Source organism: Duganella sp. P38 (assembly GCF_050859475.1).
Taxonomy (GTDB): domain Bacteria; phylum Pseudomonadota; class Gammaproteobacteria; order Burkholderiales; family Burkholderiaceae_D; genus Rugamonas.
The window spans coordinates 3,311,509-3,326,793 of record NZ_CP193936.1 but is presented as its reverse complement, the minus strand read 5'-3'; the positions used below and the strand labels follow the sequence as shown (position 1 = coordinate 3,326,793).

Annotated in this window: 15 protein-coding genes; 10 read left to right on the top strand and 5 right to left on the bottom strand. The window is 69.4% G+C overall.

The window, feature by feature from the left end; translation table 11 throughout:
• Genes ACRQ5J_RS15465 through ACRQ5J_RS15450 form a run of 4 tightly spaced genes read right to left on the bottom strand, consistent with a single transcriptional unit; the run spans window position 1 to window position 2,554 of the window.
• Window positions 1-252, bottom strand: coding sequence for an acyl carrier protein (locus ACRQ5J_RS15465; RefSeq protein ID WP_432377772.1), 252 nt, complete (start codon window positions 250-252; stop codon window positions 1-3).
• A 6-nt stretch (window positions 253-258) separates the two neighbouring features.
• Window positions 259-1,317: a GNAT family N-acetyltransferase gene (locus ACRQ5J_RS15460; protein WP_432377771.1), complete on the bottom strand. Its 1,059-nt coding sequence runs from the start codon at window positions 1,315-1,317 to the stop codon at window positions 259-261.
• Window positions 1,314-2,009, bottom strand: a complete 696-nt coding sequence (locus tag ACRQ5J_RS15455) for a hypothetical protein (RefSeq protein WP_432377770.1) — start codon at window positions 2,007-2,009, stop codon at window positions 1,314-1,316. The genes ACRQ5J_RS15460 and ACRQ5J_RS15455 overlap by 4 nt, the downstream gene beginning before the upstream one ends.
• On the bottom strand, window positions 2,006-2,554 hold the full coding sequence (locus ACRQ5J_RS15450; protein ID WP_432383662.1) for an aminotransferase class I/II-fold pyridoxal phosphate-dependent enzyme: 549 nt from the start codon (window positions 2,552-2,554) through the stop codon (window positions 2,006-2,008). The genes ACRQ5J_RS15455 and ACRQ5J_RS15450 overlap by 4 nt, the downstream gene beginning before the upstream one ends.
• Window positions 2,555-2,788: 234 nt before the next feature.
• On the opposite strand from ACRQ5J_RS15450, the gene ACRQ5J_RS15445 reads away from it, so the two are divergent.
• From ACRQ5J_RS15445 to ACRQ5J_RS15410, 8 genes are read left to right on the top strand one after another with little or no spacing between them, the layout of a single operon-like run.
• A complete protein-coding gene (locus ACRQ5J_RS15445) occupies window positions 2,789-4,372 on the top strand; it encodes an acyl-CoA ligase (AMP-forming), exosortase A system-associated (RefSeq protein WP_432377769.1) in 1,584 nt (527 codons plus the stop codon).
• Window positions 4,369-5,628 carry a pyridoxal-dependent decarboxylase, exosortase A system-associated gene (locus ACRQ5J_RS15440; protein WP_432377768.1) on the top strand — a complete coding sequence of 420 codons (1,260 nt, stop codon included), beginning with the start codon at window positions 4,369-4,371 and terminating at the stop codon, window positions 5,626-5,628. Before ACRQ5J_RS15445 ends, ACRQ5J_RS15440 begins: the two co-directional genes overlap by 4 nt.
• The gene (locus tag ACRQ5J_RS15435) at window positions 5,625-7,445 is read left to right on the top strand and encodes an asparagine synthetase B family protein (RefSeq protein ID WP_432377767.1); all 1,821 of its coding nucleotides are present in this window, start codon (window positions 5,625-5,627) and stop codon (window positions 7,443-7,445) included. Before ACRQ5J_RS15440 ends, ACRQ5J_RS15435 begins: the two co-directional genes overlap by 4 nt.
• 2 nt (window positions 7,446-7,447) lie before the next feature.
• On the top strand, window positions 7,448-8,482 hold the full coding sequence (locus ACRQ5J_RS15430; RefSeq protein ID WP_432377766.1) for a hypothetical protein: 1,035 nt from the start codon (window positions 7,448-7,450) through the stop codon (window positions 8,480-8,482).
• Window positions 8,479-9,087, top strand: a complete 609-nt coding sequence (locus tag ACRQ5J_RS15425; RefSeq protein WP_432377765.1) for a hypothetical protein — start codon at window positions 8,479-8,481, stop codon at window positions 9,085-9,087. The genes ACRQ5J_RS15430 and ACRQ5J_RS15425 overlap by 4 nt, the downstream gene beginning before the upstream one ends.
• On the top strand, window positions 9,084-10,211 hold the full coding sequence (locus ACRQ5J_RS15420) for an acyltransferase family protein (RefSeq protein ID WP_432377764.1): 1,128 nt from the start codon (window positions 9,084-9,086) through the stop codon (window positions 10,209-10,211). The genes ACRQ5J_RS15425 and ACRQ5J_RS15420 overlap by 4 nt, the downstream gene beginning before the upstream one ends.
• Window positions 10,204-11,421: an ATP-grasp domain-containing protein gene (locus ACRQ5J_RS15415; protein WP_432377763.1), complete on the top strand. Its 1,218-nt coding sequence runs from the start codon at window positions 10,204-10,206 to the stop codon at window positions 11,419-11,421. Before ACRQ5J_RS15420 ends, ACRQ5J_RS15415 begins: the two co-directional genes overlap by 8 nt.
• A complete protein-coding gene (locus tag ACRQ5J_RS15410) occupies window positions 11,418-12,416 on the top strand; it encodes a glycosyltransferase family 2 protein (RefSeq protein ID WP_432377762.1) in 999 nt (332 codons plus the stop codon). The genes ACRQ5J_RS15415 and ACRQ5J_RS15410 overlap by 4 nt, the downstream gene beginning before the upstream one ends.
• Here the strand turns inward: ACRQ5J_RS15410 and ACRQ5J_RS15405 are convergent.
• A complete protein-coding gene (locus tag ACRQ5J_RS15405) occupies window positions 12,373-12,819 on the bottom strand; it encodes a hypothetical protein (protein ID WP_432377761.1) in 447 nt (148 codons plus the stop codon). The two genes, ACRQ5J_RS15410 and ACRQ5J_RS15405, sit on opposite strands and share 44 nt — an antisense overlap.
• A gap of 125 nt (window positions 12,820-12,944) precedes the next feature.
• On the opposite strand from ACRQ5J_RS15405, the gene prsT reads away from it, so the two are divergent.
• Window positions 12,945-14,480 carry an XrtA/PEP-CTERM system TPR-repeat protein PrsT gene (gene prsT, locus ACRQ5J_RS15400; protein ID WP_432377760.1) on the top strand — a complete coding sequence of 512 codons (1,536 nt, stop codon included), beginning with the start codon at window positions 12,945-12,947 and terminating at the stop codon, window positions 14,478-14,480.
• Window positions 14,480-15,259 carry a tetratricopeptide repeat protein gene (locus ACRQ5J_RS15395; protein ID WP_432383661.1) on the top strand — a complete coding sequence of 260 codons (780 nt, stop codon included), beginning with the start codon at window positions 14,480-14,482 and terminating at the stop codon, window positions 15,257-15,259. Before prsT ends, ACRQ5J_RS15395 begins: the two co-directional genes overlap by 1 nt.
• Window positions 15,260-15,285: the final 26 nt, after the last annotated feature.

The window sequence follows — 15,285 nt, the reverse complement described above, 5'->3', positions numbered from 1 at the left end:
TCACGCGGCCAGTTTGGCGCTGACGAAATCGCTCAGCGTGCCGACGGTGGCAAAGGTGCTGGCGCCGATATCGTCGTCGTCGATGGCGAAGCCGTAGCGCTCTTCCATGGCGGCCATCAATTGCAGCACGGCCATCGAGTCCAGCTCGGGGATGCTGCCCAGCAGCGCGGAATCGCGCTGCAAGGCGCCGGCGGCGGCGGGACTCAGGGCCAGGATCTCGGCCAGCAGGTTTTTGACGGATTCCAGGTGCATGCTTGCTTACTCCGGTTGAGGCGCGGCGGCAACACGCCGGCGCTGCTGCCACAGCTGGTGCAGACGGCGCAGGCCGGACCAGCGGTAGCTGTTGATGTGATACAGGGTGCGGATGTCGTCGCTCCAGCGGGTATGCCACTCCATCACCTTGCCGTAGAATTCCAGGCCGCGCAAGCGGCGCTCGGCGTACAGTTGCTGGCAGATTTCCTCCAGCAGCAGGAAGGCCGGCGTGTACTGGCCCCCCAGCGACTCGTCGTACGTGGTTTTCAGGATGACCAGGCTGTCGTCGCCCTCGACGCAGATATTCATGGCCACCAGCCGCTGGTCGAACCAGTAGCGGTAGACGCGCGCCTTACCCTGGCGCGCCATGTTCTCCAGCATGCTGCGGTAGAAGCGGCCCTGGGCGTTGCCGGCATGGATGGCCGTGCCTTCGCCGGCCTTCCAGCCGGCGCTTTCCAGCCGGCCGAAGTCGTCGACCGCCGCCGCCATCTGCTGCGGCAGGCGGCTCACCTCCATGCGCGGCGTGATCTCTTCCTTTTGCAGCTTGTTGCGCTGCTTTTTCATATTGGTGCGCAGGTTCTTGCCGCGCTTCTCCCAGAATTCGGCGAAGCTGCCGGTCAGCGAAATGCGCGCCGTGTCGATATACGGCGTGATTTCCAGCCGCGCGTGCGCCAGCGGCTGCGGATGCACGGCGGGATCGCGCTGCGTCACGCCCAGCAGCAGCGGCTTGCCGGGCAGGGCGCGCATCAGCGCTTGCAACAGTTCGGGCAGGCCGTCCGGCGCCACCGCGCCGTCGCGCTCCAGCCACAGCGTCACCGGCGCCTGCGACGGCTGGAAGGTTTCCCAAACGCCCGGCTTGCGCGCGGTAAGCAGCGTCATCACGCCGATGCGGCCGTCGGGCTGGCGCCACAGCGCCAGTTGTTCGCTGCCGTTGCCGAATTCGGTCAGCAGCGGCTGCACGAATTCCGGCGCGAGCAGGGCGGCGGCAGGGCCGGCGACGTTCAGCGCGGCCCAGTCTTCGGCGTGCTCGCCATAGCGCGCGGCCGGGATCAGCGACCAGCTCATGGCGCACCTCCGCCCAGCACCGCGCGGATGCGGCCTATCATCCAGCCCAGCTCGTCCGGCGTCAGCTCCTGATGGCAGGGGAATTGCAGCACGTGGCGCGACAAGGCCACGCTGTTCGGGCACAGCTCGGCGTTGACGCCGGGCCACAGGTACTCGCCGAAGCGCAGCACCGGCACGGCCGCCTGCTTGAGCGCGACAAAAGCCTGCTGCGGCTGCTCCACCCACAGCGGGAACACCCATGGATAAACGCCGTCCGGCAATTGCGCGTGCAGTGGGCGGCAGCCCGGCAGGCCGGCCAGTTCCTGCAGCAGCCGCAGGTAATGGCGGCGGCGCAGCGCGCCCATGCGGCGGCGCGACACCAGCCGCACCATCAGCCGTGAGAACAGCGAACAGCGCTTGTCCAGCCAGGCCGGATCGAAGCTGAAGCCACCGTCGGACGAGCCTGGCGCCATCGGCTGCGCGCGCGCCGGATTGCGCGCCTTGATGCGCGACCACAACCAGCTCTTCAGCGCCATCGGCGGCGCCAGCAGCGCCCGCAGCAGGCCGAGCCGGGCATGCGCGCAACTGTCTTCCAGCGCGTTGATGGCGGCCTTGGCCTCGAAGCCGGCACCGGCCGAACGCAGCGGCACGGCAGCGCGGCCCAGCCGCGAAGACACCAGGCAGCCGCCTTCATAAATCGGGAAAAACTTCATGCTGCTGGCGATCGCGTAGTCGCCCCAGCCCCCAGCGGGCGGCCGCGGTACTCGCCGAGGAAGGAGTGGGCGCAATCTTCCAGCAGCAGCAGGCCGTGGCGGTCGCAAAATGCGCGCAGGCGGTCCAGCGGTTGCGGGAAGCCGAAGTAGTTGGTGGCCATTAGCACTTTGACCCGCGGCCCCAGTTTGGCGCCGAGGTCGTCCAGATCCACCGAGGTGTCGGCATGGACGCGGTAGAACACCGGCGTGGCCCCGGCCCAGATCACCGGCTCGATCATGGAGCCGCAGTGGTAAGCCGGCACCAGCACCTGATCGCCGGCGCCGACGCCCATTTCGCGCAGGGCAAGCGCGATGGCGACGCGGCCGCTGGTGACCAGCCGCGCCGGGCCGGCGTCGGTGATCGCGCGCACGGCCGGCAGTCCGAGGTGCCGGAACGAGGCCGCCGACAACACGGGCGCCAACGGGATGGGCGGCGGCGGGAACGCCGGCGCCGTGCCGGCGGCGGGCGGCGGCGCCAGCGCGATGTTGTGTTCCAGGTTCAGCATGCCAGTCACGCTCCCATCGGCTTCAAGGCTGAAGCAATATGACAACAAAGTTACCAATTAGATACTTTTCAGCGAGTATAACGCCGTTGCCGGGGCAAATGTACATTTTGCAACGCACTCGCACAAATTATGTTGTTTTCATAATAATTGCATGATTAAATGATAAGGTGTCGGCACGGCCGGCAACACACGCACTGTTGGCGGTGCGGCGTGTCCACGCTTGCAAGGGCTGCTATGAGCTATCTGGTGCATGACCTGCTGTCCGCATCGGCTGTCGCCACTCCCGGGGCCGAAGCCCTGGTGGACGGCGCCCGCCGCCTCGATTACGCCGCGCTGGCCCGCTATGTCGGTCGCGCCGCCGGCCTGCTGCAAGCGCGCGGTGTCGCGCGCGGCGAACAGGTCGCCGTCTACATGGAAAAAAACCTGGAGCAGGTCGGCGCGCTGTTCGGCGCGGCGGCCGCCGGCGCGGTGTTCGTGCCGGTCAATCCGCTGCTCAAGCCGGAACAGGTGGCCTACATCCTGCGCGATTGCGAGGTGCGGGTGCTGGTCACCAGCGCTGAACGGCTGCGCCTGCTGGCGCCCAGCCTGGCGGGCTGCCCGGCCTTGCATACGGTGCTGGCGGTGCGCGCTGGCGCCGATCCCGCGCAGCTGCCGCAGGCGGCCGTGCTCGACTGGGACACGGCGCTGGACGCCGCGCCGGCGCCGCAAGACAGGCGGGCGATCGACACCGACGTGGCCGCCATCCTGTACACCTCGGGCAGCACCGGCCAGCCCAAGGGCGTGGTGCTGTCGCACCGTAACATGGTGGCTGGCGCCCACAGCGTCGCCAGCTATCTGGAAAATCACGCGGGCGACCGCCTGCTTGCCTTGCTGCCGCTGAGTTTCGATTATGGCCTCAGCCAGCTGACCACCGCCTTCCTGCGCGGCGCCTGCGTGGTGCTGATCAACCATCTGCTGGCGCGCGACGTGGTGCGCGCGGTGCAGGCCGAGCGCATCACCGGCCTGGCCGGCGTGCCGCCGCTGTGGATACAGCTGGCCGCGCTCGACTGGCCGGCCGACTGCACGCTGCGCTATCTGACCAATTCCGGCGGCCACCTGCAGCGCGCCACGCTGGACCAGCTGCGCGCCAAGCTGCCGAACGCGCAGCCGTTCCTGATGTACGGCCTGACCGAGGCCTTCCGCTCGACCTACCTGCCGCCAGCCGAGCTGGAACGCCGGCCCGATTCGATGGGCAAGGCCATCCCCAACGCCGAGGTGCTGGTGCTGCGGCCGGACGGCAGCGAATGCGACGCCAATGAACCGGGCGAACTGGTGCACCGTGGCGCGCTGGTGTCGCTCGGCTACTGGAACGATCCGGCCCGCACGGCCGAGCGCTTCCGTCCGTGGCGCGCCGCCGGCGGCCTGCCGCTGGCCGAGATGGCGGTCTGGTCCGGCGACACCGTGCGCCGCGACGAGGACGGCTTCCTGTACTACATTGGCCGCAACGACGAGATGATCAAGACCTCCGGCTACCGCGTCAGCCCGGCCGAGGTGGAGGCGGTGCTGTACGCGCTGGAGGACGTGGCCGAAGCGGCCGCGCTCGGCGTGCCCCATCCGGCACTGGGGCAAGCCATTGTGGTGGTGGTGCAGGCCCGGCCCGGCAGCACGCTGGACGGCGACGCCCTGCTGGCCGCCTGCAAGCCGCAGCTGCCGGCCTATATGCTGCCGCAGCTGGTGGTGATGGCCGGCGACAGCCTGCCGCGCAATCCCAACGGCAAGATCGACCGCAAGCTGCTGGCGCAGCGCCATGCCGCCGCCTTTGCCACGGAGGCGCCATGAGCGGCCCGGCCCAGCATGCGGAACTGCTGCAGTTCCCGGTCGAGAACGATCAACTGGTGGTCGGCGGCGTGCCGCTGCCGCTGCTGGCGGCGCGGGTCGGCCGCACACCGTTCTATGCCTACGACCGCGGCGCCATCAGCGCGCGCGTGGCGGAGCTGCGGCGCCTGCTGCCGCCGTCGGTGCAACTGCATTACGCGCTCAAGGCCAATCCGATGCCGGCCGTGGTGCAGCATCTGGCCGGGCTGGTGGACGGCCTCGACGTCGCGTCCGGCGGCGAACTGCGGCTGGCTCTCGACAGCGGCATGGCGCCGGACGACATCAGCTTTGCCGGTCCCGGCAAGACCGACGCCGAACTGGCCTGCGCGGCCGCCGCCGGCATCATCGTCAACGCCGAGTCGGAAAACGAACTGGAACGCCTGGCGGCGGCCGGCCGCGCGCTGGGCGTGCGGCCCAAGGTGGCGCTGCGCGTGAATCCGGACTTCGAGCTGAAATCGTCCGGCATGCGCATGGGCGGCGGCGCGCGGCCGTTCGGCATCGACGCCGAGCGCGTGCCGGCGCTGCTGGCGCGCCTGCCGGCGCTGGGGCTGGACTGGCAAGGCTTCCATATTTTCAGCGGTTCGCAAAACCTGCGCGCGGCAGCCTTGCAGGAAGCCCACCAGCAGACGCTGGCGCTGGCGCTGCGGCTGGCCGGACGCGCGCCCGGACCGCTGCGCCTGCTTAACATCGGCGGCGGCTTCGGCATTCCATATTTCCCCGGCGAGCAGCGGCTCGACGTCGCGGCCGTCGGCGCCGCGCTGGCCGCGCTGCTGCCGGACGTGCAGCGGCAACTGCCGCAGGCGCGCATCGTCATCGAGCTGGGCCGCTATCTGGTCGGCGAGGCCGGCGTCTACGTGGCGCGGGTGGTCGAGCGCAAGGCGTCGCGCGGCGAAACCTATCTGGTCACCGATGGCGGCCTGCACCACCATCTGGCCGCCTCGGGCAACTTCGGCCAGGTGCTGCGCAAGAATTATCCGGTGGTGATCGGCAACCGCGTGCGCGGCGACGCCCGCGAGACAGTCAGCGTGGTGGGGCCGCTGTGCACGCCGCTGGACCTGCTGGCCGAGCGCATGGAACTGGCGCAGGCCGGCCCCGGCGACCTGGTGGCGGTGCTGCAATCGGGCGCTTACGGTTTGAGCGCCAGTCCCACGGCCTTTCTCGGCCATCCCGCCGCGCTGGAAGTGCTGGTGGGCGAACGCGAACGCAAGGAGCAGCCATGAGCGGTGTATGCGGATGGATAGGTCACGCCGACGCCGGTGGCAACCACGCGCTGGCCCAGGCCATGGCGGCGCCGCTGGCCGGGCATGGCGCCACGGCCGCGCCGCAGGTATGGGCCGGGCGCGCCAGCGCGGCCGCGGCCAGCGGCGCCACGCTGCATGAAAGCGCCGGACTGACCATCCTCGTCTGGGGCAAGGCGCGTTTGCGCGACGTCAACGGCGCCGCCGGCGCGCCGGGGCCGGCCTGGGCCGCGCTGTGGCGCCAGTCCGGCGCGCGGGCGCTGTGCGCTGCCTTGAGCGGTTCGTTCGCGCTGTGCGTCATCGACGAGGCTAGCGGCGAGGCGCTGCTGGCCACCGACCATCTCGGCACGCATCCGCTGCTGTACCAGCACAGCGGCGAGACGCTGGTGTTCGCCAGCTCGGCCGAAGCGCTGCGGCGCCATCCGCGCGCGCCGGCCGAGATCGACCCGCAGGGCTTGTACAACTATGTGTTCTTCCACATGATCCCGGCGCCGCTGAGCGCTTATCGCCATCAGCAGCGCCTGCTGCCGGGCAGCCTGCTGCATTACCGCCAGGGCCGGGTGGAACTGGCGCGCTACTGGCGCATGCAGTTCGAGGAAAGCCAGGAAACGCCGTTCGACACGCTCAAGTCCGGCTTTCGCCAGGTGTTGAGCGACAGCGTAGGCCGCGCCGCCGACGGCCACAATGTCGGCGCTTTCCTCAGCGGCGGCACCGACAGCTCGACGCTGGCCGGCGTGCTGTGCGACACGCTGGGGCGACCGGCGCCGACCTACTCGATCGGCTTCGCGGCCGACGGCTACGACGAGATGGAATACGCCCGCATCGCCGCCAGGCACTTCGGCACCGCGCACCACGAGTACTACGTGACGGCCGACGATGTGGTGGACGCCATTCCGCGCATCGCCCGCGTGTTCGACCAGCCGTTCGGCAACGCCTCGGCGGTGCCAACCTATTACTGCGCGCGCATGGCGGCCGCCGACGGCATCGATTGCATGATCGGCGGCGACGGCGGCGACGAGCTATTCGGCGGCAACGAGCGCTACGCGCGCCAGCAACTGTTCGGCCTGTACCAGCAGGTGCCGGCGCTGCTGCGCAAAGGTGTGCTGGAGCCGACCTTGCGGCTGCCGGGCGCCGGCCGCGTGGCGTTGCTGCGCAAGGCGCGCAGCTACGTCGAGCAAGCGTCCGTGCCGATGCCGGCGCGGCTGGAAACCTATAACCTGCTGCACCGCTACGGGCCGGAAAACCTGTTCGCGCCGGAATTCCTGGCCGCCGCCGACACCAGCGTCCCGCTGCAAAGCCTGCGCGACAGCTACGACCAGAGCGACGCCGCCAGCCTGATCAACCGCATGCTGGCGCTGGACCTGAAGATCACGCTGGCCGACAACGACCTGCCCAAGGTCAGCCGCGCCTGCGCGCTGGCCGGCGTCGAGGTGCGCTTTCCGTTTCTCGACGAGGCCATGGTGGCGTTCTCGGCGCGGCTGCGGCCGCGCGACAAGCTCAACGGCCAGCAACTGCGCTACTTCTTCAAGCAGGCGCTCAACGATTTCCTGCCGCAGGAGATCATCCACAAGCAAAAGCACGGCTTCGGCCTGCCGTTCGGCGTCTGGCTGCAACAGCATCCGGGGCTGCGCGCGCTGGCCGGCGACAGCCTGCAATCGCTGCGCAAGCGCGGCGTGGTGCGCGGCGACTTCATCGACGCGCTGCTGGGCCGCCATGTGCAGGAGCACGCCGGCTACCACGGCACCATGGTGTGGGTGCTGATGATGCTGGAACAGTGGTTTCAACAGCACCAGGACTGACCATGCGCGTGTGCATCACCATCGATACCGAGTTCAGCATTGGCGGCGCCTTTGCCGATCCGGCGCGCCGACCGGTGGGCGAGGCCATGGTCCGCTGCGACGTCGACGGCCGCTCGCAGGGGCTCGACTTCATGCTCGACTGCTTCGGCCGTCACGACCTGCAGGCGACCTTCTTCGTCGAGACCCTGCAACGCTATTATTTCGGCGCCGCCGACCCGATGGGCGCGCTGGCGCGGCGCGTGGCCGGCGCCGGCCACGAGGTGCAGCTGCACCAGCATCCGTGCTGGTCGCTGTTCCAGCATCCCGACTGGGCCGAGCGCGTGCGGCGGCAGCCGCGCCAGGACGACTTCGCCGGCCGCGATCCCGCCTCCACCCGCGCCTTGCTGCGCCAGGGGCTGGAGACGTTTGCCGACTGGGGCCTGCCGCGGCCGCAGGTATTCCGCAGCGGCAGCCTGCAACACGATGACGCGCTGTACGCCGCGCTGGCCGAGGCCGGCATCCCGTACGCCTCCAACGTCGGCCTGGCGATTTACGACAGCGGCCTGCCCGAGTACCGGCTGTACGCCGGCCGCCATCTGCGCCAGGGCGTGCTCGAATGCCCGGTGCTGACCTTCAGCGACTGGCGCCTGTGGCGCCCGCACCTGAAGACGCTGACCATTTCCGGCACCAGCCTGGCCGAGACGATCACGCTGCTGGAGCGCGCCCATGCCGCCGGGCTGGAGCAGGTGGTGTTGCTGACCCATCCGTTTGAATATGTGCAAAGCCGCGGCGACGATTTCGGCCTGCTGCGGCCGCACGCGGTCAACCAGCGCCGGCTGCGCGGCCTGTGCGACTACCTGGGCGCGCACCGCCAGCAATACCAAGGCTGCGGCATGGCGCAGGCCGCGGCGCAGCCGCTGAGCGCCGCCTCGGCGGCCAATCCGCTGCTGCGCGGGCAGGCGTGGCAAAGCGCCGGCCGCATCGCCACCCAGCTGCTGTACGACCGCTACGGCGAGTGGCGGCTGGCGCGCCGCGCGGCGCAGGGGGCGGCGGCATGAGCTGGCGTCCGCTCAAGCCGCTGGCCGACTGGGTCGACCGCCGCCACGGCACCTGGCGCGGCGGCGTGCGCAGCCTGCTGGCGCGGCTGGAACTGGCCAGCGGCCGGCTGCGGCCGTTCCAGCTGCGCCATCCGCACCGGGTGCGGCGCGTGGTGTTCGTCTGTCTCGGCAATATCTGCCGCAGCGCGTTCGCCCACCAGGTGGCGGCGCGGCTGGAGATGGAGGTGGCGTCGCTGGGCCTGTCGACCAGCACCGGCGCCGGCTCGCCCGACAGCGCGCTGCGTGCCGCCAGCCGCCATGGCTATGATATGGCGGCCCATCGCGCCACCGACCTGAGCGATTTCGAGGTCCGCCCGGGCGACCTGTTGCTGGTGATGGAAGTGCGCCAGGCGCGCGAGTTGCGCCGCCGGCTCGGCGCGCGCGACGATGTCGAAGTGGCGCTGCTGGGCCTGTGGTGCGCGCCGCCGATGCCGCACCTGCACGATCCTTTCACCTTGAGCGACGCCTATTTCGACCAGTGTTTCAGCCGCGTGCGCGACGCCGTGCGCGCCTTGCACCGGGCGCTGCCGCAAGTGTCGCGGCGCACGGCCGGAGCAGGGCGATGAGACGCGAATTTTCGCTTTACCTGGACCTGGTGCGGGTGCTGGCGGCCGGCGCGGTGATCCTGTACCACTCCAATCTGCGCCTGCTGACCGCCGACAAGCTGCCGTTCAGCCAGCACGGCCACGCGGCGGTGATGGTGTTCTTCGTGCTGTCCGGCTACGTCATCGCCCACATCGCGCAGCAGCGCGAGAACACGCCGCTGGAATACTGGGCTAGCCGGCTCTCGCGCTTTTATGCGCTGGCCATACCGACCGTGTTGCTGACGCCGCTGCTGGACCTGGCCGGACAGGCGATGGCGCCGCAGTTCTACGACGGCGCCACCACCCACGGCTGGGCGGCGCTGCGCATCGCCACCAGCCTGACCTTCCTCAACGAGGTGTGGCTGGCGTCGATCATGTCGTTTTCGAATGTGCCGTACTGGTCGCTCTGCTACGAGTTCTGGTACTACGCGCTGTTCGCCATCCTCGCCTTTGTGCGTGGCCGCGCGCGCTGGTACTGGGCGGGCGCCGTGGCCTTGCTGCTCGGTCCCAAGATCATGCTGCTGGCGCCGGTGTGGGCGCTGGGCGTGCTGCTGCAACGCTGGCGCCGCCTGCAGCAGACCGGGCCGGCGGCCGGCGCGCTGCTGTTTCTCGGCTCGCTGCCGGCGTACGGCTTGTTCCACGCATACGGACTGACCGAAACCGGCAGCGACTGGCTGCGCCAGCTGATCGGGCCCGCGCTGCATCACAAGATGGCGTTTTCCAAGTTTTTCCTCACCGACTATCTGCTGGCCTTGATCGTCGCCTGCAATTTCGTCGGCATGCGCGCCATCGCGCCGTATGTCGGCAAGCCGCTGCTGTGGGCCGGGCCGGCGATCCGCCTGCTGGCCGGCTACACCTTCAGCGCCTACCTGCTGCACCAGCCGCTGTTGCAGTTCTACGCCGCGCTGTTCAATGGCGACCCGCGCCAGCCATGGTTTTATCTGGCCACCATGGCGGCGACGCTGGCCAGCATCGTGGCGATCGGCAGCGTGACGGAAGGGCGCCGCCATTATTGGCGCGCCGTGGTGCGGGCCGCGCTGCTGCGCTGGACCGCCAGCGGCTGGGCGCCGCGCGGACTGGCGCCGGCGGGGAGGGATCATGGCTGAGACGCTGCTGCCGGCGGTGGTGCTGGGCATCGATACGCCGATCGGGCTGGCCATCATCCGCGACCTTGGCCGGCGCGGCGTGCCGGTCTACGGCATCGCCCGCAGCGACGATGCGATCGGCCTGCGGTCGCGCTATTTGCGGCGTGGTCTGCTGCGCGCGGGCGGCGGCGTGGCCGGCCTGCTGGCGCAGTTGCGCCAGTTGCGCGAGGAAATCGGCGAAGCCTGCCTGTTCGCCATCTCGGAAAGCGACATCAGCGCCTTGAACGCCGAGCGCGGGCAACTGCACGGCTACCGCCTGCTGTTCGCGCCGCCGGAAGCGATGGCGCGCGTGCTGGACAAGGGCGCCACCTACGAGGTGGCCAGCCGCGTCGGCGTGTACGTGCCGCGCACGCTGCAACCGGCGTCGATCGACGATGTGGCGCAGCAAGCAGGCCGGCTGCGCTATCCGGTGGTGCTGAAATGGGCCGATCCGAACGGCGTGGCGCCGCTGCTGCGCCAGGCGGGACTGGCGCTGGACAAGGTATGGTATGGCGCCGATGCGGCAGCGCTGCTGGCCTATTTGCGGCCGTTCGAAGCGGTCGGCCGCTATCCGCTGGTGCAGGAGTACTGCGCCGGCTACGGCCTCGGCCAGTTCATCCTGATGCGGGACGGCCAGCCGCATTATCTTTTCCAGCACCGGCGCCTGCACGAATGGCCGCCGGAAGGCGGCGTCTCGACCGTTTGCCTGTCGCTGCCGCTCGGCCAGCATGAGGAGCTGATGCGCCGCTCCGTGGCGCTGTTGCAGGCGCTACAATGGGACGGCGTGGCGATGGTCGAGTACCGGCACGATCCAGCCACCGGCCAATCGGCGCTGATGGAAGTCAACGGCCGCTTCTGGGGCAGCCTGCCGCTGGCCTGCCATGCGGGCGCGGCGTTTCCATGGCTGGCCTACCAGTTGCACGGGCTGGGCCGGCCGGTGGCGCAAACCAGCTACCGCGCCGGCCTGCGTTGCCGTTTCATGATCCCCGAGACGCGCCGCCTGCTGCGCGTGCTGCGGCGGCCGGGACGCGCCGGCGAGCTGGCCGCCTACCTGATCGACTTTGTGCGCCCCGGCACCCGCTACTACGTGCACGACTGGCGCGATCCCGGCCCGCTGTGGGCCGACCTGACGCACATGCTGCGCCGCGTCTTGCGCCTGCCGGCCGCCACGCCGAAGAGGAAGAGCACATGAATCAAGCGACGCCGGCGACGCCCACGGTGGCGGTGGTCATCCCCTACTATCAGCGCCGCGCCGGCATTTTGCGCAAGGCGGTGGCGTCGGCGCTGGCGCAGCGCGGGACCCAGCGCAGCACCATCATCGTGGTGGACGACGCCTCGCCGGTGCCGGCGCGCGATGAGCTGGCGGAGCTGATCGGGCAATACCCGGACCGCATCGCGCTGCTGGAACAGGCCAACGGCGGCCCGGCGGCGGCGCGCAACGCGGCGCTGAACGCGATTCCGCCCGGCACCGACTTCGTCGCCTTCCTCGACTCCGACGACGCCTGGATACCGGAACACCTGGAGCGCGCGGTGGCCGCGCTGGCGCAGGACGGCGACTTCTATTTCGCCGACCATTACCAGCTGCACCAGAGCGTCAGCGCCTTCCGGCGCGCCGGCCGCATCGACGTGGCGCGCCACGCCCCGCTGACCGGCGGCGCCGGATTGCACCGCTACGAAGGCGATATGTTCGACCAAATCCTGAGCGGCAACATCATCGGCACCTCGACCGTGGTGTACCGCCACGCCACGGCGCCGGCGCTGCGCTTCCGCGAGGAATTCGTGTACGCGGGCGAGGACTATCTGTTCTGGCTGGAGCTGACGCGGCACACCGGCCGCATCGTCTTCTCGGCGCAGGTCGAATGCACGTACGGCGAAGGCGTGAACGTGTTTGCCGGCTCGGGCTGGGGCAGTGAAACCTCGCTGTTACGGCTGCACCATGAGATGAAATACAAAAAATCGCTGCCGCGGCTGTTTCCGCTGTCGGCGCCGCAACTGCGCGCGAATCGCCTGGCCGTAAGGCAACTTCGGCAGGGTTTTGTTGCTGATTTGCTGCATCGATTGTTGCACAGGCGCAGCTGGGCGCCGGGTCTTCTGGGGCGTCAGTGGCGGCTCGATCCCCAGACGTTTTTATACGCGCTGCCCCTCACGGCGGGCTTGGTGTTGCAACGGTGCATGCCAAGAAAATAGTTATCCTTAATGAATTAAAAAATGATAATTTCTGATATTCTGGTGGGACCATTTCTGAGAGGTGCAGTCCATGTCTAGCGTTGTTGGCAAGCTCATCCTTCGATCCGTCGGCGCCTTGTCGGTGGCCACCGTGGCGGCCTGCGGCAGCGCTGAAAAGCCCGAGGTATTGCTGCAAAAAGCGCAGAGCGCCTATCAGCAGGGCGACGACAAAACCGCCGTCATCCAGGTCAAGAGCGCGTTGCAGCAACAGCCATCGCTGCCGGCCGCGCGCCAGTTGCTGGCGCAGCTGCATAACCGCGGCTTCGACGGCCCGTCGGCCGAAAAGGAAATCCGCAAAGCCATCGAACTGGGCGCCGACAGCAAGCAAGCCCAGCCGGTGCTGGTGCGCGCGCTGCTGTTGCAAAACAAGTTCAAGGAAGTGGTGGAGGTGACGGAAAGCGCGGCCACGGCGGAATTGCTCAGCATGCGCGGCAGCGCCTTGCTTGGCCTTGGCCGCGTCGACCCGGCGCGCCAGGCTTTGAAAAGGCGTTGCAAAGCGACCCGGAACAGATCGAAGCGCTCACCGGACTGGGCCAACTGGCCATGCGCGGCGGCGACGCCGAGGGCGCGCGCGGCGTTGCCGAGCGGCTGGTGCAGCGCCATCCGAACAGCACCGCCGCCTGGCAGTTCAAGGCCGACCTGGCTTACGCGATGCGCGAGCAGGACCAGGCGCTGGCCGCGTATGCGCGCATCAGCGCGCTCGACCCCGGTAAGTTGCAGCCGCACATCGTCCGCAGCTACCTGCTGGGCGTCAAGGGCGACCAGGCCGGCGCCCAGGCGGAGGTCAGGCAAGCCGCCAAAATCGCGCCCGGCAGCCTGGCCGTGCTGTACGCCCAGGCCATCGTCGACTACAACAGCGGCCGCCACAAGCAGGCGCTCGAAGGGCTGCAAACAGTGCTCAGCAAATCGCCACAGCATATGCCGTCGGTGCTGCTGTCGGGCGCGGTGCAACTGGCGCTGGGCGCGTTGCCGCAGGCGCAACAGGACCTGGAGCGCTATCTGGAAGACGCGCCCGACAACCGCTACGCCCGCAAGCTGCTGGCCACCGCGCTGCTGCGACAAGGGCAGGGCGAGCAGGCGCTGGCCCGGCTGGCGCCGCTTTTGAAGGACGACCACGACATCGAGGCGCTGACGCTGGCCGGCAAAGCCTATGTCGCCTCCGGCCAGTTCGACGCCGCCTCCGCCGTGTTCGCGCGCGCGGCCGCCGCCAATCCGAACTCGCCGGCGCTGCGCACGGCGCTCGGCATGAGCCGCATGAGCCAGGGCCAGGAGGCCGCCGCGCTGGCCGACATGGACGCCGCCGCCCGGATGGAAAAAGCCGACACGGCGGCGCGCCTGGCGCTGGCCACGAGTTTGCTGCAAACCAGGCATTACGACAAGGCGCTGGCCGCGCTGGAACAGCTGGAGCAGGCCACGCCCAAGGACCCGGTGCTGCAACTGCTGCGCGGCGGCGCCTACCAGGGCAAGCAGAACGACGCCCAGGCCCGCGCCAGCTACGAGAAAGCGCTGTCGCTGCAAGCCGATTACTTCCCGGCGGTGGCCGCGCTGGCGCGGATGGACGCGCAGGCCGGCAAGCTCGACGCGGCCCAGCGCCGCCTCAGCGACTTCGCCGCCGCCCAGCCCAAGCAGGTGGCGCCGCTGACGCTGCTGGCCGACCTGGCGCGCGCGCGCGGCGCCGGCGACCAGGCGCTGCAATGGGCGCGCAAGGCCGCCGCCGTTCAGCCCGACGCGCCGGCCACGACGGTGGCGCTGGGGCGCGAGTTGCTGGCCAACGGCCAGCAGGCCGAGGCCCTGACGCTGTTGCGCAAGGCACATGCAGCGCAGCCGGCCAACGAGGAAATACTGGACGTGCTGGCCCAGGCGCAGCTGGCCGGCGGCGACGCGCCGGCCGCGCTGGAAAGCTACAGCAAGCTGACCGGCCTGGCGCCGCGCAATCCGCTGGCCCACGCCCGCCTGGCCAGTGCCTACCTGGCCACCAGGAACGAATCGGCCGCCGAGGACAGCCTGAAAAAGCCGTGGCGCTGATGCCGACCTATGTGCCGGCCCAGCTGCAATTGTCGACGCTGTACATGCGGCAGAACAAGCTCGACAAGGCGCTGGCCGTGGCGCGCCAGCTGCAGCGCCAGCCCGACAACGCGGCCGCCGGCTACTCGATGGAAGGCGACCTGCTGAGCGCGACCCAGCCGCAGCCGGCGCTGGCCGCCTACGAGCGCGCGTTTGCGCTGCAACCGACCACGCGGCTGATGATACGCCAGCACATCCTGCTCAGCCAGGCCGGCCGGCGCGCCACCGCCGACGAGCGCATGGCGCGCTGGCTGCAGGGCCGGCCGGCCGATGTCGAGGCGGCCCATTACCTGGCCGAGTCGGCGCTGTTTTATAAAGAATACGGCGCCGCCGTGCGCCAGCTGCGCGTGGTGCTGGCGCAGCAGCCGCGCGACGTGGCCGCGCTCAACAACCTGGCTTACGCATACCAGCAGCAACAAGATCCGCAGGCGCGCGCTACTGCGGAGCAGGCGCTGCAGTTGGACGGCCGCAATCCCGCCGTGCTCGACACCCTGGGCTGGATACTGCTCCAGGAAGGCAAGCATGAGCGCGGCGTGCAGCTGTTGAAGCAAGCGGTGACGCAGTCCCCCGACGCGCCATCGTACCGGTATCACCTCGCTTATGGCCTGTTCCAGGCCGGCGACCGGGGGCAGGCGCGCAAGGAGCTGGACCAGGCACTGTCGAGCAAGCTGCCGTTCGCGCAGCGCCAGCAGGCGTTGGATTTGCGCAAGAAACTCGATGGCGCTCCTGGCACGGCATAAAAACAAGCACAACCGGTAAAGGTCCG

Excerpts from the sequence above, each read along its gene's own strand:
- ACRQ5J_RS15465 (WP_432377772.1), bottom strand. The coding sequence starts at position 252 with ATGCACCTGGAATCCGTCAAAAACCTGCTGGCCGAGATCCTGGCCCTG.
- ACRQ5J_RS15460 (WP_432377771.1), bottom strand. The coding sequence starts at position 1,317 with ATGAGCTGGTCGCTGATCCCGGCCGCGCGCTATGGCGAGCACGCCGAA.
- ACRQ5J_RS15455 (WP_432377770.1), bottom strand. The coding sequence starts at position 2,009 with ATGAAGTTTTTCCCGATTTATGAAGGCGGCTGCCTGGTGTCTTCGCGG.
- ACRQ5J_RS15450 (WP_432383662.1), bottom strand. The coding sequence starts at position 2,554 with ATGCTGAACCTGGAACACAACATCGCGCTGGCGCCGCCGCCCGCCGCC.
- ACRQ5J_RS15445 (WP_432377769.1), top strand. The coding sequence starts at position 2,789 with ATGAGCTATCTGGTGCATGACCTGCTGTCCGCATCGGCTGTCGCCACT.
- ACRQ5J_RS15440 (WP_432377768.1), top strand. The coding sequence starts at position 4,369 with ATGAGCGGCCCGGCCCAGCATGCGGAACTGCTGCAGTTCCCGGTCGAG.
- ACRQ5J_RS15435 (WP_432377767.1), top strand. The coding sequence starts at position 5,625 with ATGAGCGGTGTATGCGGATGGATAGGTCACGCCGACGCCGGTGGCAAC.
- ACRQ5J_RS15430 (WP_432377766.1), top strand. The coding sequence starts at position 7,448 with ATGCGCGTGTGCATCACCATCGATACCGAGTTCAGCATTGGCGGCGCC.
- ACRQ5J_RS15425 (WP_432377765.1), top strand. The coding sequence starts at position 8,479 with ATGAGCTGGCGTCCGCTCAAGCCGCTGGCCGACTGGGTCGACCGCCGC.
- ACRQ5J_RS15420 (WP_432377764.1), top strand. The coding sequence starts at position 9,084 with ATGAGACGCGAATTTTCGCTTTACCTGGACCTGGTGCGGGTGCTGGCG.
- ACRQ5J_RS15415 (WP_432377763.1), top strand. The coding sequence starts at position 10,204 with ATGGCTGAGACGCTGCTGCCGGCGGTGGTGCTGGGCATCGATACGCCG.
- ACRQ5J_RS15410 (WP_432377762.1), top strand. The coding sequence starts at position 11,418 with ATGAATCAAGCGACGCCGGCGACGCCCACGGTGGCGGTGGTCATCCCC.
- ACRQ5J_RS15395 (WP_432383661.1), top strand. The coding sequence starts at position 14,480 with ATGCCGACCTATGTGCCGGCCCAGCTGCAATTGTCGACGCTGTACATG.